This is a genomic window from Pseudomonas sp. Pseu.R1 (assembly GCF_045764065.1).
Classification (GTDB): domain Bacteria; phylum Pseudomonadota; class Gammaproteobacteria; order Pseudomonadales; family Pseudomonadaceae; genus Aquipseudomonas.
Genome location: NZ_JBJGEE020000001.1, coordinates 856403 through 882309 on the forward strand (window position 1 = coordinate 856403; position 25907 = coordinate 882309).

The window sequence follows — 25907 nt, forward strand, 5'->3', positions numbered from 1 at the left end:
GGGGGAGCGGTTGAGACGACCGCCCTCTGCTTTACCCCTCACAGTTATACCGCGTATGCACCAGAATCTGGATGAAGGGCGGTGTGGCCCTGGCGCCTTCCAGCGTTTCGCGAATCCAGCGCACAGCGGCGGCTGTCTCGCCGACGAAGTCATGGGAAATCACGTAGTCCATCACCCCGCTCTCGAGCATGGCGCGAGTGTGGACGGTCAACTCATGGCCCACAAAAATGGGCCGCCGCTCAGCGGTGACCCTGCTCAACGCTTGGGCCACTCCCCGGCTTGCACCTGCCACGTTATAGATCGCTGCCGGGCAGTCGTGTTTTGAGAAGTAATGCATCAGATGCTCGGCTGTGGTCTCCGGACGATCGTCGGACATCACGCGCTCATCGATTTTCAAGTGCGGAAAATCTGAACGCAGCACACGCCGAAATCCCATTTCCCGCTCCTGCTGGCAGCGAAACGGCACGCTGGTCACCAGCAGAATCGGCCTTGTCTCGCGGCAACGCATGGATTTCTGCGCGAGAACACCTCATGTAACACCTACGTTACGCCCCAAAAGCCCTGTGAGACTGGGCTTGCCCACGAATACGCTCGTGCCGCGACATCGGTAGCGGCTGATAGCACCCTTTCGTGAGCAAGCTCACTCCCACTGACGCCCGTGCTGGCTGACCAACGTCATGATCGGCCTGTTCTTCCCGAGCATGATCGCGACCCTTGGCATCGGCCAGACCTTTTTCATATTCGTCGGCGCCGGAGTGCTTTCACTGATTTTCGTCGCTCGGTGGGTGCCGGAAACCCGAGGCGCCACGCTGGAAGAGATCGAGCATCGGTTGTATGACTGAGCCCTCAACGCGTCCCTTCGGCGGGGCATTCACGGCCCTGCCACCCCATCAATCATCAGTTGCCGTATCAGCGCCGCGTCGGCCTCAGTCGCCGGGTTATAGACGATCATCCCCAAATCCGGACGACCGTCCACCGCGAACCCGGAATATTCAAGCTCAATCACGCCTTGCGCCGGATGGCGCAGGCGCTTGGTGCCCTCGCCATGAACCCGCACGTCGTTGTCCCGCCAGAAGGCGGCGAATTCCGGGCTCAGCACACACAACTCTTCTGCAAGCTGGCTGACTTCGGACGCCGCCCCTGCCCGAATCGCATCGGCACGAAAGGCCGCCACCACAAAGCGCGCCATGCTTTCCCAATCGTCCTGCCGCTCCCGCACGCCGTCGCCACAGAACATCAGACGCAGGATGTTGCGCTGCTTGATTGGCAGTTGGCTGTAATCGGTGAACACCGCTGCGGCAGCGCGGTTCCAGGCCAGTACGTCCCAGGTCGCCGTCTTGATGATCGCCGGACTGTGGGTGAACGTGTCCAGCACCCGTTGCAGGCGCGGTGTCACCCCTTCTGGCGCGCGATACACCACTTCAGGCGGATGCCCGAATGCCAGCATGAAAAGGTGCTCCCGCTCAGGCTCGGTCATCAATAGACTCTGAGCGATGCGGTTCAACACCTCGGCAGACGGCGCGCCGCCACGCCCCTGCTCCAGCCAGGTGTACCAGGTGGCGCTGATGTGCGCCCGCTGCGCCACCTCTTCGCGGCGCAACCCCGGCGTACGCCTGCGCGCGCTGGAAAAACCGAAACTGGCCGGGTCAAGCCGCGCCCGGCAATCTTTCAAATACGCGCCCAGCAATTGCACCGACTGACCTGACATCGTCCTACCCTGTTAGTGTTTATACCCTGATAACGCCACGGCTTTAACCGGATAAACACTACGCGCAGGCTGGTGCTTTCCGCAAAGAGAGAATGACCCCATGCGCGTATTTCTGACCGGTTCCACGGGCTTCATCGGTGCTCGAGTGACACGGGAGTTGCTCGCCGCAGGCCATCAGGTCCTGGGCATGACCCGCTCCGAGGAAGGCGCCCAGGCTCTGCACCGGCTCGGCGCCCAGGCTCATCACGGCACCCTCGAAGATCTGGCCAGCCTGCAAAAAGGCGCCGAGCACTGTGACGCCGTGATCCACACCGCCTTCGATCACAACTTCGCCCACTTCGCGGACAACTGCCAGAAAGACGCCCGCGTGATCACTGCGCTGGGCGAAACACTGGCAGGCTCGACGCGCCCCTTGATCATCACGTCTGGCACGGCCATGGGCGCCACCGCGTCGGAGCCGCTGGCCGATGAAGACCATTTCGACCCTCATCACACCAACCCGCGCGTGGCATCGGAACTGGCGGGGGAAGCGTTGAAGCAGCGTGGCCTCAACGTGGTGGTGATGCGCCTGTCGCAGATCCATAACCCGCAACGACAAGGGCTGGTCAGCTACCTCATCGACCTGGCGCGGCAGACCGGTGTGTCCGCCTACCTCGGCGAGGGCCTCAACCCGTGGTCGGCCGCCCACTTGGCCGACACCGCGCACCTCTACCGCCTGGCGCTGGAGCACCACCAACCCGGCGCCCGCTACCATGCCACCGCCGAACAGCACATTGCCGCCCGTGACATCGCGCACGTTATTGGCCAAGGGCTTGGCGTGCCAACCGTCTCGTTATCGGAGGCAGATGCCGCGGCGCATTTCGGCTGGCTGTCCGTGTTCGCGGGTCGAGACTTTTCCGCGTCCAACGAGAAAACCCGGCGCCGGTTGGGCTGGACGCCGGAGGGGCCGGGGTTGCTTGAGGACGTGAGGGTCTGTCTTGCGTCGGGGCAAAGTGACGGCAGGTCAACACATTGATCAATGTGCAGTCACTGGCGAGTGGTAGCTCACACTAAAAAACGGATAGAACCGTTTGGATAGTGCTAGGTTTATCCGCTCGCCCTCAATACAAGACCGAATCATGCCGATTTCCAGCGACCGTCTGATTTGCCGCCCGCCTGAACCGAGCGATGTGAATCGGTTGTTCGAGATTTACAGCGATCCGCAGACTCAACTATTCAATCCCGCAGGCCCGATGAAAAGTCTGGGGCAGGCTCAAGCACTTTTGACGGGCTGGGTGGAGCATTGGAACGAATACGGTTTCGGCTGGTGGGCGATCTCGGAAGATGCATCGCCTGAACAGGTGATCGGCTTTGGAGGTGTCGGGCTGTACGATTTTCTGGGCGATCGAAGACTGAATCTGGGTTACCGCTTCGCCAGTGATGCCTGGGGTAAAGGCTATGCGACGGAAATGGGCCGGGTTGCGCTTGAGAACACCTTCGCCAGACCGGGTATCAACCGTGTCTGGGCCGTTGTGCGCCCTGATCATGCAGCCTCGATCAAGGTGCTGGAAAAGCTGGGAATGCAACGGTGCGGCTTGCTGGACGATGTGCCCGGCCAGAAGCAAAGCCTGCTATTCAGCATCGAGCGGTAACGTAGAACCACGACAGCCGCCCCCCCTCGGCTATCGCCTCCTGTTCACGGCCGGTCAGGCGACTCGTACGGTATCGCTGGCACTGGCGCTGTTCCTGATCATGTTCAGCTTTTACTTCATCACCAGTTGGACACCCGTGCTGCCGACACAAAGCGGCTTCTCGGAGAAGGACGGCGCGGCAGGCGGCGTGCTGCTCAACCTCGGCGGCATGTTGGGCGCGCTGTTGATGGGGCTGAGTGCCAACCGTTTCGGTTGCGCCAGGCTGCTCCCGTTTTTTTTTGCTGGTCAATGCGGTGTTGATGAAGTTGATGGTCCCCGCCACCCACCTGGCCTGGCTAGCCGTGACCATGGGGGTCAGCAGCGGCTTGCTGCTGTATGGCGCCATCGCCGGGTTGTTCACCCTCGCGCCACAAGGATTCGCCACCGCGATTCGGACCCGGGGCGTCGGGTTTGTACTGGCCACCGGTCGCGTGGGTGCCATCCTCTCCCCCGCCGTGGCCGGTCTTTTGCTCGACCATCGCTGGACAGTGCAGCAACTGTTCACGTTCTACGGGGTCAGTCAGCTACTGGCGGCGCTGTTGATCTGGCGCTTGCGCACACCGGAATGAAACACTTCACCCAACACCTAGGTACTACCGTCAGCACCTAAACACAGTGCTAGAGTCGCTGACCATCGACCACTCGAAGCGGAGAACACGCCAATGAACATCGGTTTTCTGGGGCTGGGCAACATGGGCCAGGCGATTGCAACGAATCTGATCAAGGGCGGCCACGCCGTGCGCGTCTGGAACCGTTCACCCCAGGCCACGCAGCCGCTGGTGGAACTGGGTGCCACGGCAGTGAGTGAACCGGCCCAGGCGTTCGCTGCCGATGTGGTGTTCAGCATGCTCGCCGACGACAAGGCTCTGCGTGCCGTGCTACTGGATTCGGGGCTTTTGAAGCAGCTCAAGGCGCCGTTGATTCACGTCAATCTGGCGACCATCGCCGTGACCTTCGCCGACGAACTGGCCGACCTGCACCGCGCCCAAGGCATCGATTACATCGCCGCACCGGTCATGGGCCGTCCCAATGTCGCGGCGGCGGCGCAACTGAACATTCTGGCGGCGGGTCCCGAGCAGGCCATCAATACGGTCCAGCCATTATTGGACCTGATCGGCCGCAAGACGTGGCGTCTTGGCGAAAAAGCCTCGGCGGCCAACGCGATGAAACTGGCCACCAACTTCCTGCTGGTCGCCGCTGTCGAGGCCATGAGCGAGGCTGCCGTACTGGTGAGTCGACACGGCCTGAAGTCAGCGGATCTGGTAGACCTGGTTTCCAGCACCATCTTCACCGGACCGGTGTATTCGGGCTACGGCGCGCTGATCGGCGAGCGACGCTATGAGCCTGCTGCGTTCAAGGCCGTGCTCGGACTCAAGGACGTCGACCTGATCCTCGCCGCTGCCGGGCAGGTCAACGTGCAGTTGCCCGGCGCCGAACTGATTCGCGGCCATCTGCAAGAAGCAGTCGACCACGGCGAAGGCGAGATGGACCTGGCGGTGCTGGCCGAAGTCATCGAACGGCACAACCCGGCCTGACCGCTCGCTCAATGCTCGTGCGCGTCGTCCGGTTCGCTGTGCACCACCACCAGCAATTGCGCCTGAACGTCGCCCAGCGAACGCAGACGGTGGGGTTTCTGGGCGTTGAAATGCAGGGCATCGCCGCGTTCGAGGATCACGGTTTCGGTCATGAAATCCACTTCGACCCGGCCCTCGTGAACGAACAGGAACTCTTCGCCCACGTGCTCCTTGAACGTGGTGCCTGCGAACTCGGCAGGCGGAAACATCATGAACGGCAGCAAGTTGCGGTCGCTGACCTGATGGGCCAGTACCGCATAACTTGAGCCTTGCTCGCTGTTGGTCAGCATCTGACGCTGGCCTTGGCGCACCAGGCTGTAGCTATCCAGATCGGCTTCGGCCTCGTTGAACAGCTCTTCGACGTTGACGTGCAGCGCCTTGGCCAGTTTCAACGCCGCCGCGATGGACGGCGTATTCAGGCCGCGCTCGACCTTGGACAAGTAGCTTTTGGTCATGCCGGAGCGCTCAGCCAGGGCTTCGAGCGTGACCCCCATTTTTTTGCGTAACAGCTTCAAGCGAATGGACATGGATAAAACATTTCCGTCGGCCGGTAAACCCGTGCATTGCTAATGACACTTTGTGTCATTAGTATTGTTTTGTGTCATATGCAGCGCGACCGCCTCACGATCACGCTGCCTTCACCCTTGCGAACCCAACTGCCGAGGACCGCTTCATGGCCACGACTCTGGAACTCTCCAAAGACCATCTGATGACGCGCTCCAACGCGCAGATGGATAGTACGTTAAAAGACAACACCTGGACGCTGCGACAGAAGCTGGCGCTGACCTGCCGCATCCTGTTCGACAACGGCCATGACTCCGGTCTTGCCGGGCAAATCACCGCACGCGGCGAACAGCCCGGCAGCTTCTACACCCAGCAGTTGGGGCTGGGCTTCGATGAAATCACCGCCAGCAACTTGCTGTTGGTCAACGAAGACCTCGAGGTGCTCGAAGGCCATGGCATGCCCAATCCCGCCAACCGCTTCCACACGTGGGTCTACCGCGCACGCCCCGATGTGCAGTGCATCATCCACACCCACCCGACCCACATCGCCGCGTTGTCGATGCTGGAGGTGCCGCTGGACATTTCGCACATGGACCTCACCCCGCTCTACGAGGACTGCGCGTTTCTCAAGGACTGGCCAGGCGTGCCGGTGGGCAACGAGGAAGGTGAAATCATCTCCGGCGCCCTGGGCGACAAGCGCGCCATCCTGCTCTCTCACCACGGCCAACTTTCCACCGGCAGCACGGTGGAAGAAGCCTGCGTGATCTCGGTGCTGATCGAGCGGGCAGCGAAACTGCAATTGCTGGCGATGTCCGCCGGGCAGATCAAGCCCATTCCTGCCCACCTGGGCAACGAGGCCCATGACTGGGTGTCCCGCCCCAAACGCCATAGCGCCGCCTTCAACTATTACGTGCGACGCACCCTCAACCAGCACGTCGACTGCCTCGTCTGATCCATCACCCCTTCAGGAGCATTGCCATGTCCACCGCCATTCACGGCATCATCGGTTACACCGTCACCCCCTTCGACGCAGACGGCAAAGGCCTGAATCTCGCCGCACTGGGGACTTCCATCGACCGCTTGATCGATGGCGGCGTCCACGCCATCGCCCCACTGGGCAGTACCGGTGAAGGCGCTTATCTGAGCGATGCCGAATGGCAGGAAGTCGCCGAATTCAGCACCGCATACGTCAACAAACGGGTGCCGGTAATCGTCAGCGTGTCCGACCTGACCACCGCCAAGGCCGTGCAGCGGGCGCGCTTTGCCGAAGCCCGTGGCGCCGACGCAGTGATGGTGCTGCCCGCCTCGTACTGGAAACTGAGCGAGAAGGAAATCCTGCAACACTACACAGCGATCGGCGATGCCATCGCTACCCCCATCATGCTCTACAACAACCCGGCCACCAGCGGCACTGACATGTCGGTGGATCTGATCCTGAAAATTTTCCACGCTGTCGAGAACGTCACGATGGTCAAGGAAAGCACCGGCGACATTCAACGCATGCACAAGCTGCATCTGTTGGGAGAAGGTCAGGTGCCGTTCTACAACGGCTGCAACCCGTTGGCCCTCGAAGCGTTCGTGGCCGGGGCAAAAGGCTGGTGCACGGCTGCACCGAACCTGATTCCGGCGCTGAACCTGGACTTGTACCACGCCATTCTGGAGGGCGATCTGCCCGGCGCTCGCGAGTCGTTCTATCGGCAGTTGCCAGTGCTGGACTTCATCCTCAAGGGTGGCTTGCCCGCGACCATCAAGGCCGGGCTGGAACTGACCGGACTCAACGTCGGCGAACCGCGCCTGCCGGTGTCCGCCCTTGACAATCAGGCGCGAGAGCATCTGGTCAAACTGCTCGCTGCGGTGCTCTGATCGTTTGACGCCAGTGCGTGTGCGCTTCATCCACGCCAGCCCGGACACCGCCGAACGCCGCCGCGTACGGCGGTGTCCGGGCTAATTGAGTCTGGAACGCAGAAGCGAGCGCGCTGCAAGCTCACCCCTCAATTGGCCTCCTCGTCAATCACATGATTGGATACTGGCAATTGCTCAAGTCCCCACTACTATGGCAACGGTTGAAAAGACGATCTCGTTGCGACGGAGACATCCGCATGACCCAGGAAGTAGCCTCTAACACCGTTAAAATCTACGCCGCCCACGGCCGCTCGACGGCCTGCCTGAGCAGCGGGCTGACCCACGATGCGCAAGATGCCGACCTGTGGATCATCGACGTGCATTGGTCATCCTGCAAAGCGATGTCCGAACACTTCGCCAAGCCCAGTAACGAAGGCCTCAATGGCTTGCTGAATAACTGCTTCGTTCGCAGGGTCGCGTTCGACAGCGATACCGAACGTTGCGATTTGCCAGGGGCCATTTGATCGTTCGAGCTGGTCATGTTTGAACCTTCACTTTAACCACGCGCTTTAATTGCCTGTTAACTAAACCAATCGTCTGAAAAACGACCGTTGGGAAGGCAATTGTGCGCGTAAAGTGGCGAACTCACTTTCAGGTATTACGCTTGGCGACGTGCAGGCAAGTGGGCGTTATTACCCTCATCGGTAATAGCACCTTGCCTCAATCTCCCAGAGGTCATGCCATTATGAGAGTGATAAGTCTGAGTCTGATCGCGTTGGCGGTGTCAGCGGGATACGTCCGATCAGTTGAAGCAGAAGCCTTCGTCAGTGATCAAGCCGATGCCAAGGGCTTTGTCGAAGACGCGAAACTGGATGTGCTGTTACGCAACTACTACTTCAATCGCGACGGTAAAAGCGGTGCCGGCGATCGAAGGGACTGGTCTCAGGCCGCGATGGCCAACTTCAGCTCCGGCTTCACGCCGGGCACTGTCGGTTTCGGCGTCGATGCATTCGGTTGGTACGGCCTGAAACTCGACGGCGGCGCCGGTCGCTCCGGCACAGGCAATATTCCGGTGGACAGCAGCGGCAACCCGGAAGATGAATTTGCCACCGCAGGCGGCGCGATCAAGGCGCGCATATCTAAAACCGAACTCAAGTGGGGCACGATGCAACCCACCGCCCCGGTGTTCGCGGCGGGCGGCACGCGGCTGTTTCCGCAAACGGCCACCGGTTTCAGCCTGCAAAGCAGCGAAATCACCGGACTGGACCTTGAAGGGGGCCACTTCACTGCCGGTAATGGTCCGCAACACACCAGCGCCAGTGGCGAACTGTTTGCCAGTTATGCCGGGGTCACGACCAACAGTGTCGATTTCGTCGGCGGCAAATATGCGATCAACGACAGTTTGTCAGTGCAGTTGTACGGTTCGGAGTTCGAAGACGTCTGGCGGCAATATTACGCCAATGCCAACTATGTTCTGGCCATGCCCAGCGATCAGTCGATGACGTTCGATTTCAATATCTATCGCACCAACGACGAAGGTCAGGCCAAAGCGGGCGAAATCAATAACACGACCTGGTCGCTCGCTGCCGCCTATAACTTCATGGCCGGTCATACCTTTACCCTCGCCTATCAGAAAGTGCACGGCGACGAGCCTTTCGACTATGTGTCGTTTGGCGATAACGGGCCTGGAACGACAGGCGATTCGATCTTCCTCGCCAACTCGATTCAATATTCGGACTTCAACGGCCCCGGCGAAAAATCCTGGCAGGCACGTTATGACCTGGCGATGAGCGCTTACGGCATTCCGGGGCTGAGCTTCATGGCGCGCTATGTCAACGGCCGCGACATCGACGGCACCAAGATGGCCGCCGACAGCCCCTATCGGGCCTATGGTTATGGCGAAGACGGCAAACACCATGAAACCAACCTGGAAGCCAAGTACGTGATTCAGGACGGGCCGGCCAAGAATCTGTCGTTTCGTATCCGTCAGGCCTGGCATCGCGGCAACGCTGATCAGCCAGAAGGGGATCAGGACGAATTCCGTCTGATCGTGGACTACCCGATTTCCATTCTCTAGGGAGGCAGACGGCGCAATTGGACTCTTGATCTTTCCGCGGATTGGCGGTGTGACGGACGGCACGTCAGGCATAGCGTGTCGTCTGTCACTTCCGAGGTTTCATCATGAAAGCCATCTCATTGCTCGCTGTCGCCCTCCCCTGTCTGACGCTGGCGCTGCCGTTCACCTCCAACGTCCAGGCCCATGACGAGGCCCATGAAAAAGTCACCGTGCTGGAAAATCACCCGATGCTCAACGCGCCAGGCAAGAAAGCCATGGTACTGACCGTCGATTACCTGCCTGGCCAGGTCTCGGTCCCTCACAGCCACAGCGGCAGCGCCATCGCCTACGTGCTGGAAGGCCAAGTCATTTCGCGGGTCAACGACGGCAAAGCCATCACCTACAAAGCCGGGGAAACCTGGTACGAACCGGCAGGCTCCAGGCACTACGAATCGCGCAACGCCAGCGCCACGAAACCCGCGAAACTGCTGGTGTTCATCCTGCTCGACGACAACGGCGAAATCCTCACGCCACTGCCCAAATAGCCTGACAATGGCGCTGCATCGCCGCTTGGGACAGCCCGCCGCCGGTCCGACGCGAACACCCGAGACCTCAACATTTATCGAAAACTGTCGATAAGCCATCAGTAGTGCCCGAATAACGGGCCGAATCGATGAATCAAAGGCACAGGTATGTACGACATTTATCTGCTGGTGGAACATGGCCGCGAACAGGGCGAGGTGTCCGTTCTGGGCTGGTTCGACGACGAACGCGCGGCGAAGGACACCGCCGAAGCCATGGAATGGAAAGCCTGGCGCGAGGCCTCGAAACGCCAGCAGCAATGGTCCAGCCAACCGTTATTGCCGCCGGACCAGACGCCCCATCGCCGGTTCTGGGTCAAGGGCATTTCAAAGTTCAGCCATCCCCCTGCACCGCGGTCTTGGGCGTTGCATTGAGCTGAATGATGACGCCGCAGCCAGACCGGCAGTCCGAGGATATCCGGAGTAGCACGCTCGCCATCACAGTGAGCGGACTCGTCAACCCTGCAACGCCTTCGCCGCCGCCAGCAGCCCGTTGAACTTCGCATACCGTGCTCGCAACGCAGGTTGCACCGACACCATAGGCCGGTAACGGGCTTTGATCGGCAAGCCTTGCGCCAACGGGTCAGTGCCCTGCCCGATGGCCAGAAACCCGAGTTTCGCTGCGCCGATACACGCGCTCAACTCACTGCCCTGCAACGTGAACACTTCGCGATCCAGGACATTGGCCAACAACTGCGCCCAGTATTCGCTGCGTGCGCCGCCGCCCACCAGGGCACAGGCATTGACCGAGGCGCCCGCAGACAGCACAGCCGTCATGGCGTCTCGCAGTCCGAACCCCACCCCTTCGAGCACGGCATAGCCGAGCATCGCAGGCGTGCAATCGTGCCCCAGGTTCATGAAGCCGCCTCGCAACAGCGGATCGTTATGCGGCGTCCGCTCGCCCGCGAGGTAAGGCAAAAACAGCGGATGCGTCAGCGCAACGGGCTGATCGAGCGGCACATTGGCGCGCACCTGATCGAGCAATGCCTGCTCGTCGGGCTGCCCCAGCAGGCGCGTCACCCAGCGCAGGCAACTGGCGCCCGCGAGCATCGCGCCCATGGTGTACCAGCGCGCAGGTAGCGCGTGGCAGAAACTGTGCACCGCGCTGGCCGGGTTGCCCGCCGCGTGATCGGTGATCGCCACGAAGGCCGCACTGGTGCCCAGCGTGACGAAGGCATCCCCGACATTGACCGCGCCGATACCCACCGCCGACACCGGATTATCACCGCCGCCCGCTGCCACCGGCAGCGCTTCGCGCAATCCGAGTACCTGCGCGGCCTCCGCCGTCAGCCGCCCCGCGAGCTGATTGGCCTCCAGCAACCCCGGCATCTGCGCCCGCGTCAGGCCGCACGCCTGCAGCATGGGCTCGTACCAATCGCGCTTTGTTACGTCCAGCCACAACGTGCCAGCCGCATCGGACACATCACTGAGACGCTCGCCGGTCAGCAACAGACGCAGGTAATCCTTGGGTGACAGCACGCAGGCGATGCGGGTGAAAACAGCAGGCTCGTGCTGCTTGAGCCACAGCAGTTTGGGCGCCGTGAGGCCTGCCATCGCCAGGCTGCCAGTGACCTGCGCGTAGGCCGGGAACTCCCGGTTCAGGTGTTCTGCCTCAGCCAGCGCCCGGGAGTCATCCCAGAGGATCGCGGGATACAACACCTGTCCTTCATCATCGAGCAGCACTGCTCCATGCATCTGTCCTGACAACCCGATGCACTCAATACGCCCCCATGCCTCGTACGCGTGACTGCGCAGTTGCGCCAACGCGCTCACGCAGGCCTGCCACCAATGCGCCGGATCCTGCTCGGACCAGCCGCTTTGCCTGCGGGAAACCGTCACTCGCACGCCGGCCTGTGCCAGCACCTTCCCCTGAGAGTCAAGCACAATGGCCTTGAGTTCCGAGGTGCCCAGATCAATGCCCAGTGAAAGCGCTTGCGCCATATTGATTCCTTTGAGCGGGACGCCTCACGGGCATCCACATGAGTTTCGAATACGCAGCGTCGCCGCCAGCCGCTCTGACTGCCGCTCCTCGTCTGGATGATCGATGCGTCGTAACAACAATTGCACGGCTCGCTCACCCAGTGCCTTCACCGGCTGGGCGATCACGCTCAGGCGCGGCAGGAAGAAATCCGCCCAGTCGAAGTCGTCGAAGCCCACCAACGCCATTTGCTGCGGGACAGCAATGTTCGCCTCTCGCAACGCGTGCATCGCGCCAATGGTCATCAGGTTGTTCGCCGCCATGATCGCGGTCGGTGGCGCTGGCAAAGCCAGCAACGCAGCCGCCGCGACCCGGGCCGACTCGCTGTTGGATTCACCGTTGACCAACAGACTGTCTTGGAAGGTCAGGCCGGCCTCCGCCAGCGCATGGCGATACCCTTCGATACGTTCCTCCGTCGTGCTCAGGCCACGATGCCCGGCGATCATGCCAATGCGCCGATGACCGTGGCCGATCAGGTGCGTCACCAGCTTGCGGGTCGAATCTCGATTCTCCACGCCCACTTGATCGAAACCCTGCGCCGCCAGCCGGTCCACCAACACGGCAGGAATGGCGTTGGCCTGCAAGTACGCCAACGCTGCACGCTCGGGATCGCTGCTCGGCGCCAGCAGTATTCCGTCGACCCGTCGATGGTGTAGCGCCTCGACCACCCGCAGTTCCTGAACGGGATCATCATGGGTGTCAACGAATAGCATCATGATCCCGTGACGCGCGCATTCGGTTTCGATGGCATGTACGGTTTCGCTGAAGTAGTGGTTGGACAGCGCCGAGATCGCCACCCCGATGGTGTTGGTGCGCGAACGGGCCAGCGAGCGCGCGAGGGTGTTGGGGATATAACCCAACTCACGCACCGCCTGCTGTACCGCGCCCACCGTTTCCGGGCTGACCTTGCGTGTGCCGTTGAGCACATGGGACACCGTCGACGTCGACACCCGCGCCCGCCGCGCCACGTCCTCCATCTTGACCACCGCGTTCGCTCCTGCGCCCGACGCTTCAGCGTTTGCTCGACCAGCCGGTGTAGGACCCGATGTTGTCCCGGGTGATCAACTTGGGCGTGAGCTGGGTCACCGCCTCAGCGGGTTTCTTGTCATTGAGCAGGTCGTTGCCGATCACCACCGCTTGCTGCGCCATGGCCCATGGGTCCTGACTGGCGGAGGCCTGGATCAGTGAATCGGATTTGAGTGCATGTTCGATGTCCGGCGCGCCATCGACCGAAGTGATGATGATCCCGCTGCGCTTGAGCTGTTTGGCCGCCAGATCGCTGCCAATGGCTTGCGGGTCGTTGATTGCGAACAGGCCGTCGATTTTCGGAAAGCGCGTCAGGTAGCCCTGCATCGCATTAAGGCCACCGTCGCGGGAGCCTTTGGCGTCCTGATCGTCGGAGAGAATCTTGATATCCGGTGCAGCAGCGAACGCAGCTTTACACCCGGCCACTCGATCGGTCACCGCAGTGACTTGAGGGCCGTTTTCAATGATCACGTTGCCCTTGCCCGAGAGCTTGTCGACGATGAACTGGCAGGCGAGTTTGCCCGCCTCCACGTTGTCGGTCTGTACCGTGGCGTCCACGGCAGCGGCGCTGACGTCGACGGCGACCACTTTGACTCCGGCGGCCTGGGCCTTCTTGATCGCCGAGGCAATGGCTTTCGGGTCAACGGCGTTGATCAGGATCAGATCCACCCCCGCCGCAATGAAATTGTCGATCTGCGAGAACTGCTTGCTCAAATCGTAATCAGCAGACACAGAGGTGACCCTGGCGTTGGGATTGATCTCCAGCGCTTTGGCCCTGGCGCCTTCGGCAAGGGTCACAAAGTAGGGATTGCCCAGCGAACCGAGGCTGATGCCGACGGATTTCAGTTCGCGGGCCTCGACGCCTTGGGACAGCAACGCCGCCAGGCACAGGGAGACAACGGCAGGGAATTTGCGTTTGAAGTTCATGGCTTCTCTCTTGTGGTTATTAACGCGTGCAACGGGTATCGAAACGTTCGCTCAGACGATCACGTCCGCGCGCCGGACTGGCGATAACGGTCCAGCGCCACCGCACCGATGATCACGATGCCTTTGATGATGTACTGCCAGATGTCCGAGACACCGAGCAGCACCAGGCCGTTGGTCAGTACGGCAATGATCAGCGCACCGATCAACGTGCCGCCAATGGTGCCGACGCCGCCAGTGAAACTGGTGCCGCCAAGAATCACCGCCGCGATGGCATCCAGCTCATAGGATTGCCCCAGCTGCAGACCATTGGCTGCAAACAGGCGCGACGCACTCATCACCGCGCCCAGCCCGGCCAGCGCGCCGGAAACGGCATAGACGAACAGCAAGACCTTCCACACCTTGATCCCGGACAGCCGCGCAGCTTCCGGGTTGCCGCCCACCGAGTAAATCTGCACGCCCATGACCGTGCGCCGCAGGATGAACCAGGAAATCAACACCACCGCCACCGCGATGATCACCAGCCACGGCACGCCCAACAGCGAATCATTGCCGATGAACGCGAACGGCAGATCCGGGTTGAACACGGTTTTGTCGTCTGCCAACAGGCGTGCGAGGCCGCGCATCGCGGTCAGCGCACCGAGGGTGACGATGAACGGCGGCAAGCGCATGAAAGCGATTAATCCACCATTGACGAGGCCCAACAGGAATCCGAAGCCAATCCCCGCGAAGATCCCCAGCATGCCCCATTGCGGCGACATCGATGCCTGCAACGCGACCACCGCCGACGCTGCGAGAATCGCCCCGACCGACAGATCGATGCCCGCCGTGAGAATCACGAACGTCATGCCCGCCGCCAGCACCACATTGACCGACGCCTGCTGGGTGATGATCGACAGGTTTTGCCAGGTCATGAAACTGTCGGTCATCAGCGCGAAGCCCGCCAGCAGCAACACTAGCACCGGCAACATGCCAAGGGTGCGCATCCGTTCGCGCAGGCGCTCGCGTCGGCTGATGGCGGCGACAGCGGGTGCGTTTTGCAAGGGCAGACTCATGGCTTGGGTTCCTTTTGTTGTTATTGAATGGCGTGGAATGAATGAACCACATCTGCACTCCACCGCCGTGGCGCCGCTGAAACGCTGTACCGGAGCGAATTCATTCGCGATGAGGGCATTTCAGACGACAGCTGTGTGTCGTCTGTCCTGGCTACATCGCGAATGAATTCGCTCCCACGGGTCATACGGCGTTTGAAACGCTCCCGCCAGTCGCCAGATCAATGATCCGCTCCTGGGAAATCTCATGCCCCGATGCGCCGCCGAGCTCGGCGACCAATTGCCCTTCGCGCATCACCAATACCCGGTCGCAGGTGCCAATGATTTCCGGCAACTCGCTTGAAATCACCACAATTCCCACCCCGGCCTTCGCCAGCTCATTGATGATCCGGTAGATCTCGGACTTGGCGCCGATGTCCACGCCGCGGGTCGGCTCGTCGAGGATCAGCACATGGGGCTTGACCTCCAGCAGCCGCGCCAGCAGTACCTTCTGCTGATTGCCGCCCGACAGCGCGCCGACGTTGACCTTGCCCGACGCCACTCGGATCGACAGCGCCGCGATAGCGTCTGCCGCGCGCTGTGCAGCGCGACCACGATCCAGCACCCCACCGGCATGGGCATCCGCTACACAGGCGCAGACGTTGATGTTGTCGCGTACGCTCATGTCCAGAAAAAGCCCCTGAGCCTTGCGATCTTCGGTGAGGTACACCACTCCGGCGCGAATGGCGTCAGTGGGATTGCGCAGCTCGGCCACCGGTTTTCCGGCCACTTCCAGCGTGCCTGAAGTGCGAGGGTCCGCCGCGAAAATCAACCGTGCCAGCTCGGTGCGTCCTGCCCCGACCAGGCCGGCAATGCCCAGCACTTCACCGGCATGCAGATCGAAACTGCACGGTTTCACCCGCTTGCCGTCGGCCATGTCGCGCACGCGCATCACCACGTCACCGGGGTTGTACGGCGCATGTTCTTTCTTGTAAAACCCGGACAGATCGCGTCCCACCATCATTTTCACCAGCGCATCAGCCGACAGCCCGTCACGCTGTAACATGCCGACGTACTCGCCATCACGCAGCACCGAGACCCGATCCGACAGCTCATAAATCTCGGCCATGCGATGGCTGATGTAAATGATCGCCAGGCCCTGATCGCGCAATTGCTTGATCAATGCGAACAGCCGATCGGTTTCGCGGGACGAGAGCGGCGTGGTCGGCTCGTCCATCACCAGAATCTTCGCCTCGGCATGCAGCGCCCGAGCGATTTCAACCAGTTGACGCTCGGCAATCGAGAGCGCACTGATCTTGGTCGAAGGCTTGAAATCAGCGCCCAGCCGCACGAGCACCTCCACGCACCCGGCCTCCATCGCCTTGCGATCGATGCTCCAGCCGCGCCGCAACTCGCGCCCCAGGTAGATGTTTTCCGCGACACTGAGGTTCGGGCACAGGCTCAATTCCTGATAGATCACCGCAATGCCCTGTGCCTTGGCGCTCAACGGATCAAGCGCCGACAACGCCTTACCAGCCACCCGGATCTCGCCTCCGGCATCCGCCTGGTAAGCCCCGGAAAGAATCTTCATCAAGGTGGACTTGCCTGCACCGTTCTCGCCCATCAACGCGTGGACCTCTGCGGCATACACCTGAAGCGCGACGTTTTTCAGCACACGCAGGCCATTGAAGGTCTTGGAAATGGCGCTCATTTCCAGCACGGGCACGGGAGTCTCGGCGAGGGCGGCGCTCATGGTCGAGCACCCTTGGCGGGAAAGAATGGTGCGTCAAGCGCACAGAACATACGGGGCAGCACAGCGGATGGGCTGTTCATGAGTGTCTCCGGGCTTTCTTGTTTTTATGCCTGAGCCACCTCGCTTGCGGGCAGCCCTCGGGAAGTACGTTGAAACACAATAGATGAGCTGAAACGATTCACGCAAGCGCTTGCGTTGCCACAAAAGAAAAAGGCGACCGGGTGGGGTCGCCTTTGACGCATCACGAAACGCTCTGGATCGCGGGGTTCCGATCCACGATCAGCGCGCTACCCACATCGGTAAAAAAATCAGGGTTTGGCCACTTTCCACATGTCCTTGAAGCCATCACCCGTGGTGTCACCGGCTTTGGTGTCCTTGGTCCAGGTGTACAGCGGCATGCCGTTGTATGCCCACTGTTTGCTGCCGTCGTCGCGGGTCACGACGCTGTATTTGCCTTCGCCCTTGTCGCTGGCCCCTGCGGCCAGTGGCGGCCAGGCCTTGGCGCAATCGCCGTTGCAGGCGGACTTGCCCGCGCTGTCTTTGTTGAAGGTGTACAGAGTCATGCCCATGTGGTCGGTGAGCACTTCGCCCTTGTCGGTCTTGCCGGTCATCGCCGGGCTGGCGGCGAACGCCAGGCTTGAGGCGCAGGTCAGGGCAACGGCGGCGGTGAGGATGATTTTTTTCAGCATGGTGAACTCCTTGGTTTTTTTGTCATTGAGGGAGCAACGCCAGAAACCTCCCAGGCTCCCGCTGCCGATTGACACGGCAGTCGTAGGTAAACGCTTGGGGACTGGGTTTATTCCACCGGTTTGAAAGTTTTTTTGTACAAGCATCTCTCGGCCTAGCCCGTTGCCCTTGCCTTTCACTTTTCATACCCAAATAGCCCAGACACCACCGAACGCGACTTGCGTGCAGGCTGAGCGCAAGTCGCGTTCGGTGGTGTCTGGGCTCTTGCGCGAGAAGATCAAGATCAAAAGCGGAGGTGTCGGCACGACGCTCGCGACGGCGGTGTGTCTGGCATCCGTCACGCATCAACCTTCATTCGCGCACATCTGTACGCGTTATTCCACCCGTCTGTACCACGCGTAACCGTTTGGCAACGAAAGAAATAATTCGACTGAATTTTCCCGCCAGATCCGACTCAAGGGAATGTGAGCGACTGATAGGGAGGTTTGCGAGAGTGGCACAGTACAAGCATTTCAGAATCGATTATCTGCTGCACGGTAAGTACAAGAGCTTCTACATCAGCGCTGAAACCATGGACAACGCCTCGGCCTGGCATTGGGCGTCCGTGGATGCAGGGTTTGGGCAGATCCCGAAGTACCGATCCGATAAAGTGCCGAAAGTCAGCAAGCCCAAAGCCGAGCAATTGGGATTGACGGATGTGGAGTGGGCGGAATCCTGACCTTCCGTTCCGAGGCGACCCCGTTGATGTGCCGCGCGCGCATGAGCGGGGCCGGTCGATATCCGGTCAATCGAAACACTGTTCGCTGAGCAACACCCAATCCGCAACATGCTGAATACGCCAACAGCCGGCGCAGCAGATGTACCGTCGAGAAAACCCACCCCGCGCCAAATCCCCTGCTTCCGGTGCCAATGCGCCTGTTGACGCGCCACCCAAGGCGAATGCCGTCTGGCACATCCCCTGCAATCCCCGCTCCACGCTCAGGCCGATCCTGACCGCTTCAATCTTCCACGTCGGCATCACCTCGCTCGACCGACACTCATCGAGACACCGCAATGACCCTGTCCAGCTTCCTCCGTCACGGCCTGATTTCACTGGCCCTGCTCACTCCGTTCGCCCATGCGGCCAGCCCTGTCACCCTGGTCATCGGGGATCAGAACTACTACAACGTCCGCGCCTCCGTCGAAGCCTCCGGCGTGCTGAAAGACGCGCCCTACAACGTCGACTGGAAGCACTTCCAGTCCGCAGCCCCTGTGGCCGAAGGCCTGGAGGCTGGAGCGCTGGATCTGGGTTTTCTGGGGGACTCCGGGTTTATCTTCCTCGCTGCCAAGGGCGCGCCAGTCAAACTGATCGGCGTGTCTCGCCAGAACCCGGACACCATCGCCCTGCTGGTGCCCAAGGACTCGCCCGCCAAAACCATCCAGGACCTCAAAGGCAAGAAGGTCGCTTACTGGCCTGGCGCCTGGAGCCAGCAACTGACCCTTCGCGCGCTGGAGAAAGCCGGTCTGCCCAAGGATTACGTCGAGTTCGTCAAACTGATGCCCATCGATGCCGCAGCTGCTCTGCCACAAGGCAGCATCGACGCCTTCCCGGTGTGGGAACCCTACATCTCGCAGCAACAGGTGTTCTCGGGCGCCCGACCGATCATCACCGCACGCGGCCTGATGCCAGGTCTGTCGAGCATCGCGGCGAACGCCCACTCGATCGAGCCCAAACGTGCCGCCATCGCCGACTTCCTGGGGCGCCTGCAAAAAGCCCGTGCCTGGGTGCAGGCGAACAAGGAAACCTATGCAGACCTGTGGGCCAAAAAAGCCAATCTTGATCAGGCCGTTTCACGTCACTGGATTGGACAGGCTGACATGAGCATCGGACCGGTGGACGCCGAAGCCGCGAAAGACTACCAAAGCACAGCCGATTTTCTGGTGCAGACCGGCGCGCTGCCGAAAGCGTTCGAGACCCAAAGCGTGATCGACACCTCCTTCAACAGCGCCTTCCACTGAACCATTTTCTGACAATTGGCGATGCCGATCAGCACGATTGAAAGAACTGATCATTAATCGACCATTGTGAGTAAGCCCTTTCATTTAAGGGCTTACAGCAGGTTATCCACAGAGATATTCACGATTTTCGTGGACAACTTTCAGCACGACTCCACATTGACTTTCCCAGTTTTCCCTCACACAGATCACTCGGCGCTCGCAGGTTCGGCCAAACCGGTCTACTCAATAACCGTCGCCAATCAACAGTGAGACCTCCTCACTGCCCTCGTCGACCGGATGGACCCTTAAGATGAGCGTCACCAACCTGCCCGTGGCGTTGCGCCGCGCCAAAGTACGCCACTCCACACGCCCGCCGGACACTTCATCGCTCGCCTGAGCGCGCTGGAAAACCGCGCCAGCCTCCTCCTTTTCCGCCTTTTTTTCGGTCCACCTGCCATGACAACCCTGCGCCTGCTCGCCAGACTCTCCGTTGTCAGGCACGGCCCCGCGCGCCCCCATGGCGCAAGCGAGAGATCGATGAAATTCGCACCCGTAGAAAGCGCCCGTGATTTTCTGGCACACCACCCTGACATCGAACTGTTCGAGCTGTTCATCCTCGACGCCAACTCCTACCAACGCTTCCAAGCCAACAGCTACGCGCCGCTGGCCCCTACCTGGGGCGTGGATAACCGTACCGTCAGCCTGCGTATCCCCGGCGGCCCGGCCAACAGTCGACACATCGAACACCGCGTCTGTGGCGCCGACGCCAACCCTTATCTCGCGGCGGCCGCCATGTTGGCGGGAATCGAGCCGTCGAAAAATAAATCGAAATGGCGCGACGGATTCTCCGACGTGCTGCGTTTAACCCCTCAACTGCACTCACTTCGTGTGCAGGTTTGAAGGAGTTGTCATGAGCGCAGCACGATCTCTGGCGAAATTACGCTATGCCTTGCTCATTCCGGTCGCCCTCGCCACCTTGGCCAGCACGCCGACCTACGCCCGGGAAGAAATCATCATCCGTCAGGCGCCACCGCCTGTGCGCATGGAGCCGGTACCAGTGGCGCGCCCCGGTTATGCCTGGGACCAGGGCCACTGGCGCTGGCAGCGTGGGCAATACGTGTGGGTGCCGGGACACTGGCAGCCAGTACGCCACAACGCTCGCTGGCAACCCGGTCACTGGGAAGCCCGCGGACCTAATTGGTACTGGATAGAAGGTCGCTGGGTGCGCTGAACCTATGGCGGGGCTGTGGTCTGTAGTTACAGGACATTTCCGACCTCCCCCGCCAGTTCTTGACTGAGCAGGGCAGCCCCCGCCATCGACCGAGACGCCATATTGAAAGAACCTGATCCGGACATTGAGCTGTTGGCCCGCATCGGCAACAACGAACCGGAAGCCGTGAAAGAAATGGTGTCACGCAAGCTCCCGCGCCTTCTGGCGCTGGCCAGTCGCTTGCTGGGTGACGCCGAAGAGGCCCGCGACGTGGCACAGGAAAGCTTTCTCAGGATATGGAAAACCGCCGGCAACTGGCGCAGCGGACACGCGCGTTTCGACACCTGGCTGCACCGCGTCACGTTGAACCTGTGCTACGACCGCATGCGTCGTCGCAAGGAAACACCGCTGGACGATGACGTGCGCCTGATCGAGATCGCCGACCCCGCGCCTGCTCCGCATGAACAGTGCCAGGCCGACGGGCAGAACGCACAAATGGCCGCCGCTCTGGCGGCGCTGCCGGACAGGCAGCGAGAGGCCATCGTCCTGCAGTACTACCAGGAATTGTCCAACACCGAGGCTGCAGCCCTCATGGAGATCAGTGTCGAAGCGCTGGAAAGCCTGTTGTCCAGAGCGCGACGCAATTTGCGTCGCCATTTAGCCGAGTCAGCGCTTGCCGTCACCGAAGACAAGCGCCCCCCAAGGAGAGGAACGCGATGACGCCTGAACGCTTTGTACACCTGGCACAGGCCTACGGCGCAGACCTGAACCGCTGGCCGGACGCCGATCGTGAGGGCGCCCGACAGTTGCTCGCCTGCGATGACCCCGCAGCCAGATCCGCCCTTCAAGACGCCGCCTGGCTTGACCAACAACTCGACCGTCACGTTGCGCCCGCGCCGGACTGGGTGCTGATAAAACGGACGGTGGCATCGGCATTCACAACGCCGCGTCTTTCGTTCTGGGCACGTTACGCTGACTGGTGGTCACGCCTGGGATTCGTCGGCGTCGGCCTGGCTGGTATCGCCACCGGCATGCTGGTCGCCTCGCTCAGCCTGCCGATATCCAGCTCACCGGACGTGTTGCCGAGCATCTTCGACCACGCAGATGCTGATCTGATACTCAGCCTGGATGCTGATGAGGCGGAACAATGATTCAATCCCCAAAACGCCTCAGAACCCTGCTGATCGCCTCGCTGTTGGGCAACGTTTTCCTGATCGGCGCAGTGGCCGGTGGGGTTTACCAATGGTCCAGTCATCCTCGCGCGCAAGGCGCCATGGTTCAGCACGGCTTGCGTCAGGCCTTGGCTCAATTGCCCGAAGCCCGACGCAATCAATTGCGCCACATGCTGCGCGAAACCCGCGCCGGCAATCAGCCATTGATCATGGCCAGTCGGGAGGCCCATCAGGATGTCGTGCGTCGTCTCAAGGCCCCTGCGCTGGATCGTAACGCACTGGATGAAGATCTGGACCGGGCGCGCGCCGCCGACATCACGCTTCGGACACGGGTCGACGCCACACTGGCTGACTTCGCGGCCAGCCTGCCCGCCGACGAACGCCAAACCCTCGCCGACGCCATGACCGCCCGACGTCAGGGGAAAAGGGCCAGCCCCGTCAACGATTGAAGTCCGGCGACGGATTTTTCCGATTGTCGCGTTTAACCCTTGAACGCTCCGTCAACCAGACGAGGGCCAGACGTCTCGAGGATTCCTCATGTCGCACAAAACCAAAGCTGTATTTCTGGCCATGGCCGTGACGCTTTTACTGTCCGGTTGCGTTGTCGAAACTGTGCACCCACGCCGCCCTCCACCACCGGTTGAAGTGGTCCCGGTCATGCCCGCTCCCGGCGCACAATGGGTGGGCGGACATTATCGCTGGGCTGGCAACGCCTGGCTGTGGGTGCCGGGACACTGGCGCCGTTACTGAGTACGCTGCGCCGTGCTGACAGCGCCGTGCTAGCATCCCGAACCTGTCGACACCTACCAGGCAAGGGGCCAACGCAATGCTGAAACAGCACACATTCGCCGCGTTTCTATTCGACATGGATGGCACGCTGACCAATTCCATCGCCGCCGCCGAGCGGGTCTGGAGCCAGTGGGCGCAAAGCAAGGGGCTGGATGTCGAGGCGCTGTTGGCCAACATTCACGGCGTGCGCTGCATCGACACCCTTCGTCGCCTGGACCTGCCGGGTGTCGATCCAGAGCGCGAGGCAGCGTTGCTGGCACAGGCTGAAACGGATGACGTCGAAGGGGTGGTGTCCATAGAAGGTGCAGCGGCGTTTCTCGCCGCCTTGCCCACCGATCGCTGGGCAGTGGTGACGTCTGCCCCGCGGTTGTTGGCAGAGCGCCGAATTCAGGCCGCGGGCTTGCCGTTGCCTTCGATCATGGTCGCTGCCGAAGACGTCGAGCAGGGAAAACCGGCGCCGGACTGTTTTCAGCTCGCCGCCCGCAAGCTCGGTGTAAAGCCTGAAGATTGCCTGGTGTTCGAAGACGCCCCCGCAGGCATCGCAGCGGCCGAGGCGGCTGGCGCGCACGTCATGGTGATCACCGCGACACACAGGCGCGCGCTTGAAACCGCTCACGCATCGCTGCTCAGCTACGACCAATATGGCGTAACCGCCAACGCGCACGGCTGGCTGACATTGCACCCCCGCTAAATCTGTCTCCACGCAGAACATCGCGCAAGCCCGGCGGCGTTTCCCCGGGCGATGAATCAATCGATCAGTTGAGCCGCACGCAGGGCGCCGAGCGCTTCGAGCCAGCGGGGTTGCTGGCGGTATTCCGTCGTTGCCAGGCCCCGCCCACGCATTCTGGCGATACGGGCATGAGGCGTGACTTTCATACGCTGCGCAGCACTCAACGCCAACTCGGCCGCTGCGCGGTCATTGCACACCAGCCCCATGTCGCAACCCGCCGTCAGTGCGGCTTCGATTCGGCTCGCGGCATCGCCCACCACATGCGCCCCGGCCATCGAAAGATCATCACTGAAAATCACGCCATCAAAGCCCAGCTCTCCGCGCAGAATGTCCTGCAACCAGCGACGGGAAAAACCGGCAGGCTGGTTGTCGACTTGCGGGTAGATGACGTGAGCGGGCATGACCGCCGCCAATTGCTTGCTCAAACGCGCAAACGGCACCAGATCATTGGCGCGAATCACCTCCAGACTGCGCTCGTCGTTGGGAATCGCCACATGGGAGTCTGCCTCGGCCCAGCCATGACCGGGAAAGTGCTTGCCAGTGGCCGCCATTCCGGCCTCATTCATACCTTTGATGAACGCACCTGCCAGGCGCGCCGCACGCTGCGGATCGCCTTCGAACGAGCGGCTGCCCACCACCGCACTGCGTTGGTAATCCAGGTCAAGCACAGGCGCAAAACTGAGGTCCAGCCCTACCGCCAACACTTCAGTTGCCATCAGCCAGCCGCATTGCTCGGCAAGGTGCTCGGCATTGGGGTTGTCGGCGATGGCACGCATGGCGGGCAAGCGCACAAAACCTTGACGCAAGCGCTGCACCCGCCCGCCCTCCTGATCGACCGCCAGCAACAGATCAGGGCGAATCGCGCGGATAGACGCACTCAATTCACGCACCTGCCGAGGGCTTTCGATGTTGCGGGCGAAAATGATCAGGCCGCCCACTTCGGGGTGACGCAGAAACTGACGGTCTTCGGACGTCAGCCAGGTACCGGCGATGTCCACCATCAGGGAGCCTTGCAGGCCAGAACTCATAACGAAGATCCTTCAACAACCATTGCTCAGAGCGGCATGGTGCGGGATCGAGGGGTGCGATGCAAATGCGCTGCACCCCTGAAGGGCAAATCAGACTTTGGCGGCCGCTGCGGGCGCAGTGCTCTTGTTGCGCGGCTTGAGCTGTGCGCTGATCATGGCAGCATCCGTCACACCGGTTTCGGCGCGCATGCCTGCCGCCAGAAACGGCACCATCAGGCGCATGACCTGCTCGATGGACGTGTTCACGCCGAAATCGGTCTCGGCAATCGCGCGCAGTGCCTTGATACCGGACATACTGAATGCGGCCGCACCCAGCATGAAGTGCACGCGCCAGAACAGTTCGATGGGCGGAATACGCGGCGCCGCTTCGTTGACCAGCAACATGTAGCGACGGAAGACCTTGCCGTACATGTCTTCCAGATAACGACGCAAGTGACCCTGGCTCTGGCTGAACGCCAAGCCCAGGAGGCGCATGAAAATGGACAGATCATTGCCGCTGCGAGGCTGTACGACCAAGGCCTGTTCGACAAGCATTTCCAGCAATTCTTCCAGCGTGGGTTTGTGCTCGGGCCTGGCCTGACGGCGTTCAAGCTCCTTGTCGAGACTGGCACAGAACGGGCCGAGGAAACGGGAGAAGACAGCCTGAATCAACGCCTTCTTCGAACCGAAGTGGTAGTTGACTGCAGCCAGATTGACCGACGCCTTGCTGGTGATCAGCCGCAACGATGTTTCCGCAAAACCCTTTTCCGCGAAAAGCTGCTCCGCAGCATCGAGAATTCGTTCAACTGTTTCGGACTGAGCCATGGTTATTCGCCTGACAAACACTTGTTTGAAACATACGTTTCAGCCGACCGCCTGTCAACCCTGGCTGTTCGCTTTCTGTCTGATCAGTCACGGCATTTAACCATAGAAATCACGGCTTATAGCCATTCCCATGATTTGCCGCGAGGGCATTCATTCCCGGTTGCGCGGGATGGACTTGAAAAGGAGGATTGCCAAGTCACGATCACTGTATATAATTCCAGTCACTGTATAAAAAGACAGAGCGATTCACATGATCAAACTGACGTCACGCCAAGCCGAAATCCTGGACTTCATCAAACGCTGCCTGGAAGACAACGGCTACCCGCCTACCCGCGCGGAAATCGCTCAGGAACTCGGATTCAAATCCCCCAATGCCGCCGAAGAGCACCTCAAGGCGCTCGCTCGCAAGGGCGCCATCGAAATGACCCCGGGCGCCTCCCGTGGCATTCGCATTCCCGGCTTCGAAGCCAAGACCGAGGAAAGCGGCCTGCCGATCATTGGCCGGGTCGCCGCGGGTGCACCGATTCTCGCGCAGCAGCACGTCGAGGAATCTCTGGCGATCAACCCGGCCTTCTTTCATCCAAGTGCCGACTACCTGTTGCGCGTCCACGGCATGAGCATGAAGGACGTCGGCATTCTCGACGGCGACCTGCTGGCCGTCCACACAACCCGCGAAGCCCGCAACGGCCAGATTGTCGTCGCACGGATTGGCGACGAAGTCACCGTCAAACGCTTCAAGCGCGAAGGCAGCAAGGTCTGGCTGATCGCCGAGAATCCTGAATTCGCGCCTATCGAAGTCAATCTGAAAGAGCAGGATCTGGTCATTGAAGGGTTGAGCGTCGGCGTGATTCGCCGCTAAGGAG

Annotated in this window: 32 protein-coding genes and 2 pseudogenes; 22 read left to right on the top strand and 12 right to left on the bottom strand. The window is 61.0% G+C overall.

The annotated features are described in order from the left end of the window. Positions 1–31: 31 nt before the first annotated feature. The gene (locus ACI5GA_RS04120) at positions 32–508 is read right to left on the bottom strand and encodes a substrate-binding domain-containing protein (protein WP_421421845.1); all 477 of its coding nucleotides are present in this window, start codon (positions 506–508) and stop codon (positions 32–34) included. A gap of 157 nt (positions 509–665) precedes the next feature. On the opposite strand from ACI5GA_RS04120, the gene ACI5GA_RS04125 reads away from it, so the two are divergent. Beyond that, positions 666–842, top strand: a complete 177-nt coding sequence (locus ACI5GA_RS04125; RefSeq protein ID WP_421425435.1) for an MFS transporter — start codon at positions 666–668, stop codon at positions 840–842. Between the two features lie 29 nt (positions 843–871). On the opposite strand, the gene ACI5GA_RS04130 is transcribed toward ACI5GA_RS04125, so the two are convergent. After that, entirely contained in the window at positions 872–1708 is an 837-nt protein-coding gene (locus tag ACI5GA_RS04130; RefSeq protein ID WP_421421847.1) for a helix-turn-helix transcriptional regulator, read from the bottom strand. A 100-nt stretch (positions 1709–1808) separates the two neighbouring features. On the opposite strand from ACI5GA_RS04130, the gene ACI5GA_RS04135 reads away from it, so the two are divergent. The 5 genes and pseudogenes from ACI5GA_RS04135 to ACI5GA_RS04155 all read left to right on the top strand — a co-directional run bounded on the left by ACI5GA_RS04135 (position 1809) and on the right by ACI5GA_RS04155 (position 4913). Continuing rightward, the gene (locus tag ACI5GA_RS04135; protein ID WP_421421848.1) at positions 1809–2723 is read left to right on the top strand and encodes an SDR family oxidoreductase; all 915 of its coding nucleotides are present in this window, start codon (positions 1809–1811) and stop codon (positions 2721–2723) included. A gap of 103 nt (positions 2724–2826) precedes the next feature. Continuing rightward, the gene (locus ACI5GA_RS04140; protein WP_421421850.1) at positions 2827–3339 is read left to right on the top strand and encodes a GNAT family N-acetyltransferase; all 513 of its coding nucleotides are present in this window, start codon (positions 2827–2829) and stop codon (positions 3337–3339) included. A gap of 299 nt (positions 3340–3638) precedes the next feature. Then, positions 3639–3947 (top strand): hypothetical protein, encoded by a 309-nt coding sequence (locus ACI5GA_RS04145; RefSeq protein ID WP_421421851.1) that lies wholly within the window; start codon positions 3639–3641, stop codon positions 3945–3947. Positions 3948–4025: 78 nt separating this feature from the next. Continuing rightward, positions 4026–4496 (top strand): annotated as a pseudogene (locus ACI5GA_RS04150) (NAD(P)-dependent oxidoreductase); the annotation flags it as partial. A gap of 45 nt (positions 4497–4541) precedes the next feature. Beyond that, entirely contained in the window at positions 4542–4913 is a 372-nt protein-coding gene (locus ACI5GA_RS04155; protein ID WP_404631688.1) for an NAD-binding protein, read from the top strand. Positions 4914–4921: 8 nt separating this feature from the next. On the opposite strand, the gene ACI5GA_RS04160 is transcribed toward ACI5GA_RS04155, so the two are convergent. Continuing rightward, positions 4922–5479: a helix-turn-helix domain-containing protein gene (locus ACI5GA_RS04160; protein ID WP_421421852.1), complete on the bottom strand. Its 558-nt coding sequence runs from the start codon at positions 5477–5479 to the stop codon at positions 4922–4924. A gap of 146 nt (positions 5480–5625) precedes the next feature. Here ACI5GA_RS04160 and ACI5GA_RS04165 point away from each other — a divergent pair, with 146 nt between their 5' ends. The 6 genes from ACI5GA_RS04165 (at position 5626) to ACI5GA_RS04190 (ending at position 10310) form a co-directional block, all read left to right on the top strand. Then, positions 5626–6408, top strand: a complete 783-nt coding sequence (locus tag ACI5GA_RS04165; RefSeq protein WP_421421853.1) for an aldolase — start codon at positions 5626–5628, stop codon at positions 6406–6408. 26 nt (positions 6409–6434) lie between these two features. Next, entirely contained in the window at positions 6435–7319 is an 885-nt protein-coding gene (locus ACI5GA_RS04170) for a dihydrodipicolinate synthase family protein (RefSeq protein ID WP_421421854.1), read from the top strand. Positions 7320–7555: 236 nt separating this feature from the next. Beyond that, positions 7556–7822, top strand: coding sequence for a hypothetical protein (locus ACI5GA_RS04175; protein ID WP_421421856.1), 267 nt, complete (start codon positions 7556–7558; stop codon positions 7820–7822). A 221-nt stretch (positions 7823–8043) separates the two neighbouring features. After that, entirely contained in the window at positions 8044–9375 is a 1332-nt protein-coding gene (locus ACI5GA_RS04180; protein WP_421421858.1) for an OprD family porin, read from the top strand. A gap of 104 nt (positions 9376–9479) precedes the next feature. Beyond that, positions 9480–9899 (top strand): cupin domain-containing protein, encoded by a 420-nt coding sequence (locus ACI5GA_RS04185; RefSeq protein ID WP_404630429.1) that lies wholly within the window; start codon positions 9480–9482, stop codon positions 9897–9899. A 147-nt stretch (positions 9900–10046) separates the two neighbouring features. Next, positions 10047–10310, top strand: coding sequence for a hypothetical protein (locus ACI5GA_RS04190; RefSeq protein ID WP_404630431.1), 264 nt, complete (start codon positions 10047–10049; stop codon positions 10308–10310). A gap of 81 nt (positions 10311–10391) precedes the next feature. Here the strand turns inward: ACI5GA_RS04190 and xylB are convergent, their stop codons facing one another. From xylB to ACI5GA_RS04220, 6 genes are all read right to left on the bottom strand, one after another. Then, complete coding sequence (gene xylB, locus ACI5GA_RS04195) at positions 10392–11876, bottom strand: xylulokinase (RefSeq protein ID WP_421421861.1); 1485 nt, start codon at positions 11874–11876, stop codon at positions 10392–10394. Between the two features lie 24 nt (positions 11877–11900). Then, entirely contained in the window at positions 11901–12899 is a 999-nt protein-coding gene (locus tag ACI5GA_RS04200; protein WP_421421863.1) for a LacI family DNA-binding transcriptional regulator, read from the bottom strand. 25 nt (positions 12900–12924) lie between these two features. Then, positions 12925–13866: an ABC transporter substrate-binding protein gene (locus tag ACI5GA_RS04205; RefSeq protein WP_404630437.1), complete on the bottom strand. Its 942-nt coding sequence runs from the start codon at positions 13864–13866 to the stop codon at positions 12925–12927. A gap of 59 nt (positions 13867–13925) precedes the next feature. Further along, complete coding sequence (locus ACI5GA_RS04210) at positions 13926–14918, bottom strand: ABC transporter permease subunit (RefSeq protein WP_421421866.1); 993 nt, start codon at positions 14916–14918, stop codon at positions 13926–13928. Positions 14919–15099: 181 nt separating this feature from the next. Then, positions 15100–16647: a sugar ABC transporter ATP-binding protein gene (locus ACI5GA_RS04215; RefSeq protein ID WP_421421868.1), complete on the bottom strand. Its 1548-nt coding sequence runs from the start codon at positions 16645–16647 to the stop codon at positions 15100–15102. Between the two features lie 308 nt (positions 16648–16955). Further along, the gene (locus tag ACI5GA_RS04220; protein ID WP_421421870.1) at positions 16956–17336 is read right to left on the bottom strand and encodes a hypothetical protein; all 381 of its coding nucleotides are present in this window, start codon (positions 17334–17336) and stop codon (positions 16956–16958) included. A 491-nt stretch (positions 17337–17827) separates the two neighbouring features. On the opposite strand from ACI5GA_RS04220, the gene ACI5GA_RS04225 reads away from it, so the two are divergent. Both ACI5GA_RS04225 and ACI5GA_RS04230 read left to right on the top strand, forming a co-directional pair. Beyond that, positions 17828–18052 (top strand): DUF6555 family protein, encoded by a 225-nt coding sequence (locus ACI5GA_RS04225; protein WP_093467628.1) that lies wholly within the window; start codon positions 17828–17830, stop codon positions 18050–18052. 335 nt (positions 18053–18387) lie between these two features. Further along, positions 18388–19332 carry an ABC transporter substrate-binding protein gene (locus tag ACI5GA_RS04230; protein ID WP_404630445.1) on the top strand — a complete coding sequence of 315 codons (945 nt, stop codon included), beginning with the start codon at positions 18388–18390 and terminating at the stop codon, positions 19330–19332. A gap of 222 nt (positions 19333–19554) precedes the next feature. On the opposite strand, the gene ACI5GA_RS04235 is transcribed toward ACI5GA_RS04230, so the two are convergent. Continuing rightward, positions 19555–19812, bottom strand: a complete 258-nt coding sequence (locus tag ACI5GA_RS04235; protein WP_421421872.1) for a hypothetical protein — start codon at positions 19810–19812, stop codon at positions 19555–19557. Between the two features lie 105 nt (positions 19813–19917). Between ACI5GA_RS04235 and ACI5GA_RS04240 the strand changes: the two are divergent. The 7 genes and pseudogenes from ACI5GA_RS04240 to ACI5GA_RS04270 form a co-directional block, all read left to right on the top strand. Further along, positions 19918–20118: pseudogene (locus tag ACI5GA_RS04240) on the top strand (glutamine synthetase family protein); the annotation flags it as partial. A gap of 103 nt (positions 20119–20221) precedes the next feature. Continuing rightward, positions 20222–20542 (top strand): YXWGXW repeat-containing protein, encoded by a 321-nt coding sequence (locus ACI5GA_RS04245; RefSeq protein WP_404630449.1) that lies wholly within the window; start codon positions 20222–20224, stop codon positions 20540–20542. A gap of 102 nt (positions 20543–20644) precedes the next feature. Beyond that, complete coding sequence (locus ACI5GA_RS04250; protein WP_421421873.1) at positions 20645–21241, top strand: RNA polymerase sigma factor; 597 nt, start codon at positions 20645–20647, stop codon at positions 21239–21241. Further along, positions 21238–21672, top strand: coding sequence for a hypothetical protein (locus ACI5GA_RS04255; RefSeq protein WP_421421875.1), 435 nt, complete (start codon positions 21238–21240; stop codon positions 21670–21672). The genes ACI5GA_RS04250 and ACI5GA_RS04255 overlap by 4 nt, the downstream gene beginning before the upstream one ends. Continuing rightward, positions 21669–22142, top strand: coding sequence for a periplasmic heavy metal sensor (locus ACI5GA_RS04260; RefSeq protein WP_421421877.1), 474 nt, complete (start codon positions 21669–21671; stop codon positions 22140–22142). Before ACI5GA_RS04255 ends, ACI5GA_RS04260 begins: the two co-directional genes overlap by 4 nt. 88 nt (positions 22143–22230) lie before the next feature. After that, positions 22231–22443 carry a hypothetical protein gene (locus ACI5GA_RS04265; RefSeq protein ID WP_421421879.1) on the top strand — a complete coding sequence of 71 codons (213 nt, stop codon included), beginning with the start codon at positions 22231–22233 and terminating at the stop codon, positions 22441–22443. Between the two features lie 76 nt (positions 22444–22519). Beyond that, entirely contained in the window at positions 22520–23173 is a 654-nt protein-coding gene (locus ACI5GA_RS04270; protein WP_421421881.1) for an HAD-IA family hydrolase, read from the top strand. 56 nt (positions 23174–23229) lie between these two features. Here the strand turns inward: ACI5GA_RS04270 and nagZ are convergent, their stop codons facing one another. Together nagZ and ACI5GA_RS04280 are read right to left on the bottom strand one after the other, a co-directional pair. Next, positions 23230–24228 (bottom strand): beta-N-acetylhexosaminidase, encoded by a 999-nt coding sequence (gene nagZ, locus ACI5GA_RS04275; protein WP_421425436.1) that lies wholly within the window; start codon positions 24226–24228, stop codon positions 23230–23232. Between the two features lie 102 nt (positions 24229–24330). Further along, positions 24331–25044 (bottom strand): TetR/AcrR family transcriptional regulator, encoded by a 714-nt coding sequence (locus ACI5GA_RS04280; protein ID WP_404630461.1) that lies wholly within the window; start codon positions 25042–25044, stop codon positions 24331–24333. A gap of 250 nt (positions 25045–25294) precedes the next feature. On the opposite strand from ACI5GA_RS04280, the gene lexA reads away from it, so the two are divergent. Continuing rightward, positions 25295–25903 carry a transcriptional repressor LexA gene (lexA, locus tag ACI5GA_RS04285; RefSeq protein WP_404630463.1) on the top strand — a complete coding sequence of 203 codons (609 nt, stop codon included), beginning with the start codon at positions 25295–25297 and terminating at the stop codon, positions 25901–25903. The last annotated feature ends 4 nt before the right edge of the window (positions 25904–25907 follow it).

What these genes read in the sequence shown, in the direction of transcription:
- ACI5GA_RS04135 (WP_421421848.1), top strand. Translation starts at nt 1,809, where the DNA reads ATGCGCGTATTTCTGACCGGTTCCACGGGCTTCATCGGTGCTCGAGTG.
- ACI5GA_RS04130 (WP_421421847.1), bottom strand. Translation starts at nt 1,708, where the DNA reads ATGTCAGGTCAGTCGGTGCAATTGCTGGGCGCGTATTTGAAAGATTGC.
- ACI5GA_RS04155 (WP_404631688.1), top strand. Translation starts at nt 4,542, where the DNA reads ATGAAACTGGCCACCAACTTCCTGCTGGTCGCCGCTGTCGAGGCCATG.
- ACI5GA_RS04145 (WP_421421851.1), top strand. Translation starts at nt 3,639, where the DNA reads ATGAAGTTGATGGTCCCCGCCACCCACCTGGCCTGGCTAGCCGTGACC.
- ACI5GA_RS04190 (WP_404630431.1), top strand. Translation starts at nt 10,047, where the DNA reads ATGTACGACATTTATCTGCTGGTGGAACATGGCCGCGAACAGGGCGAG.
- ACI5GA_RS04175 (WP_421421856.1), top strand. Translation starts at nt 7,556, where the DNA reads ATGACCCAGGAAGTAGCCTCTAACACCGTTAAAATCTACGCCGCCCAC.
- ACI5GA_RS04210 (WP_421421866.1), bottom strand. Translation starts at nt 14,918, where the DNA reads ATGAGTCTGCCCTTGCAAAACGCACCCGCTGTCGCCGCCATCAGCCGA.
- ACI5GA_RS04220 (WP_421421870.1), bottom strand. Translation starts at nt 17,336, where the DNA reads ATGCTGAAAAAAATCATCCTCACCGCCGCCGTTGCCCTGACCTGCGCC.
- ACI5GA_RS04180 (WP_421421858.1), top strand. Translation starts at nt 8,044, where the DNA reads ATGAGAGTGATAAGTCTGAGTCTGATCGCGTTGGCGGTGTCAGCGGGA.
- ACI5GA_RS04245 (WP_404630449.1), top strand. Translation starts at nt 20,222, where the DNA reads ATGAGCGCAGCACGATCTCTGGCGAAATTACGCTATGCCTTGCTCATT.
- ACI5GA_RS04160 (WP_421421852.1), bottom strand. Translation starts at nt 5,479, where the DNA reads ATGTCCATTCGCTTGAAGCTGTTACGCAAAAAAATGGGGGTCACGCTC.
- ACI5GA_RS04280 (WP_404630461.1), bottom strand. Translation starts at nt 25,044, where the DNA reads ATGGCTCAGTCCGAAACAGTTGAACGAATTCTCGATGCTGCGGAGCAG.
- ACI5GA_RS04170 (WP_421421854.1), top strand. Translation starts at nt 6,435, where the DNA reads ATGTCCACCGCCATTCACGGCATCATCGGTTACACCGTCACCCCCTTC.
- lexA (WP_404630463.1), top strand. Translation starts at nt 25,295, where the DNA reads ATGATCAAACTGACGTCACGCCAAGCCGAAATCCTGGACTTCATCAAA.
- ACI5GA_RS04230 (WP_404630445.1), top strand. Translation starts at nt 18,388, where the DNA reads ATGACCCTGTCCAGCTTCCTCCGTCACGGCCTGATTTCACTGGCCCTG.
- ACI5GA_RS04265 (WP_421421879.1), top strand. Translation starts at nt 22,231, where the DNA reads ATGTCGCACAAAACCAAAGCTGTATTTCTGGCCATGGCCGTGACGCTT.
- ACI5GA_RS04185 (WP_404630429.1), top strand. Translation starts at nt 9,480, where the DNA reads ATGAAAGCCATCTCATTGCTCGCTGTCGCCCTCCCCTGTCTGACGCTG.
- ACI5GA_RS04260 (WP_421421877.1), top strand. Translation starts at nt 21,669, where the DNA reads ATGATTCAATCCCCAAAACGCCTCAGAACCCTGCTGATCGCCTCGCTG.
- ACI5GA_RS04205 (WP_404630437.1), bottom strand. Translation starts at nt 13,866, where the DNA reads ATGAACTTCAAACGCAAATTCCCTGCCGTTGTCTCCCTGTGCCTGGCG.
- ACI5GA_RS04215 (WP_421421868.1), bottom strand. Translation starts at nt 16,647, where the DNA reads ATGAGCGCCGCCCTCGCCGAGACTCCCGTGCCCGTGCTGGAAATGAGC.
- ACI5GA_RS04255 (WP_421421875.1), top strand. Translation starts at nt 21,238, where the DNA reads ATGACGCCTGAACGCTTTGTACACCTGGCACAGGCCTACGGCGCAGAC.
- ACI5GA_RS04140 (WP_421421850.1), top strand. Translation starts at nt 2,827, where the DNA reads ATGCCGATTTCCAGCGACCGTCTGATTTGCCGCCCGCCTGAACCGAGC.
- xylB (WP_421421861.1), bottom strand. Translation starts at nt 11,876, where the DNA reads ATGGCGCAAGCGCTTTCACTGGGCATTGATCTGGGCACCTCGGAACTC.
- ACI5GA_RS04120 (WP_421421845.1), bottom strand. Translation starts at nt 508, where the DNA reads ATGCGTTGCCGCGAGACAAGGCCGATTCTGCTGGTGACCAGCGTGCCG.
- ACI5GA_RS04270 (WP_421421881.1), top strand. Translation starts at nt 22,520, where the DNA reads ATGCTGAAACAGCACACATTCGCCGCGTTTCTATTCGACATGGATGGC.
- ACI5GA_RS04165 (WP_421421853.1), top strand. Translation starts at nt 5,626, where the DNA reads ATGGCCACGACTCTGGAACTCTCCAAAGACCATCTGATGACGCGCTCC.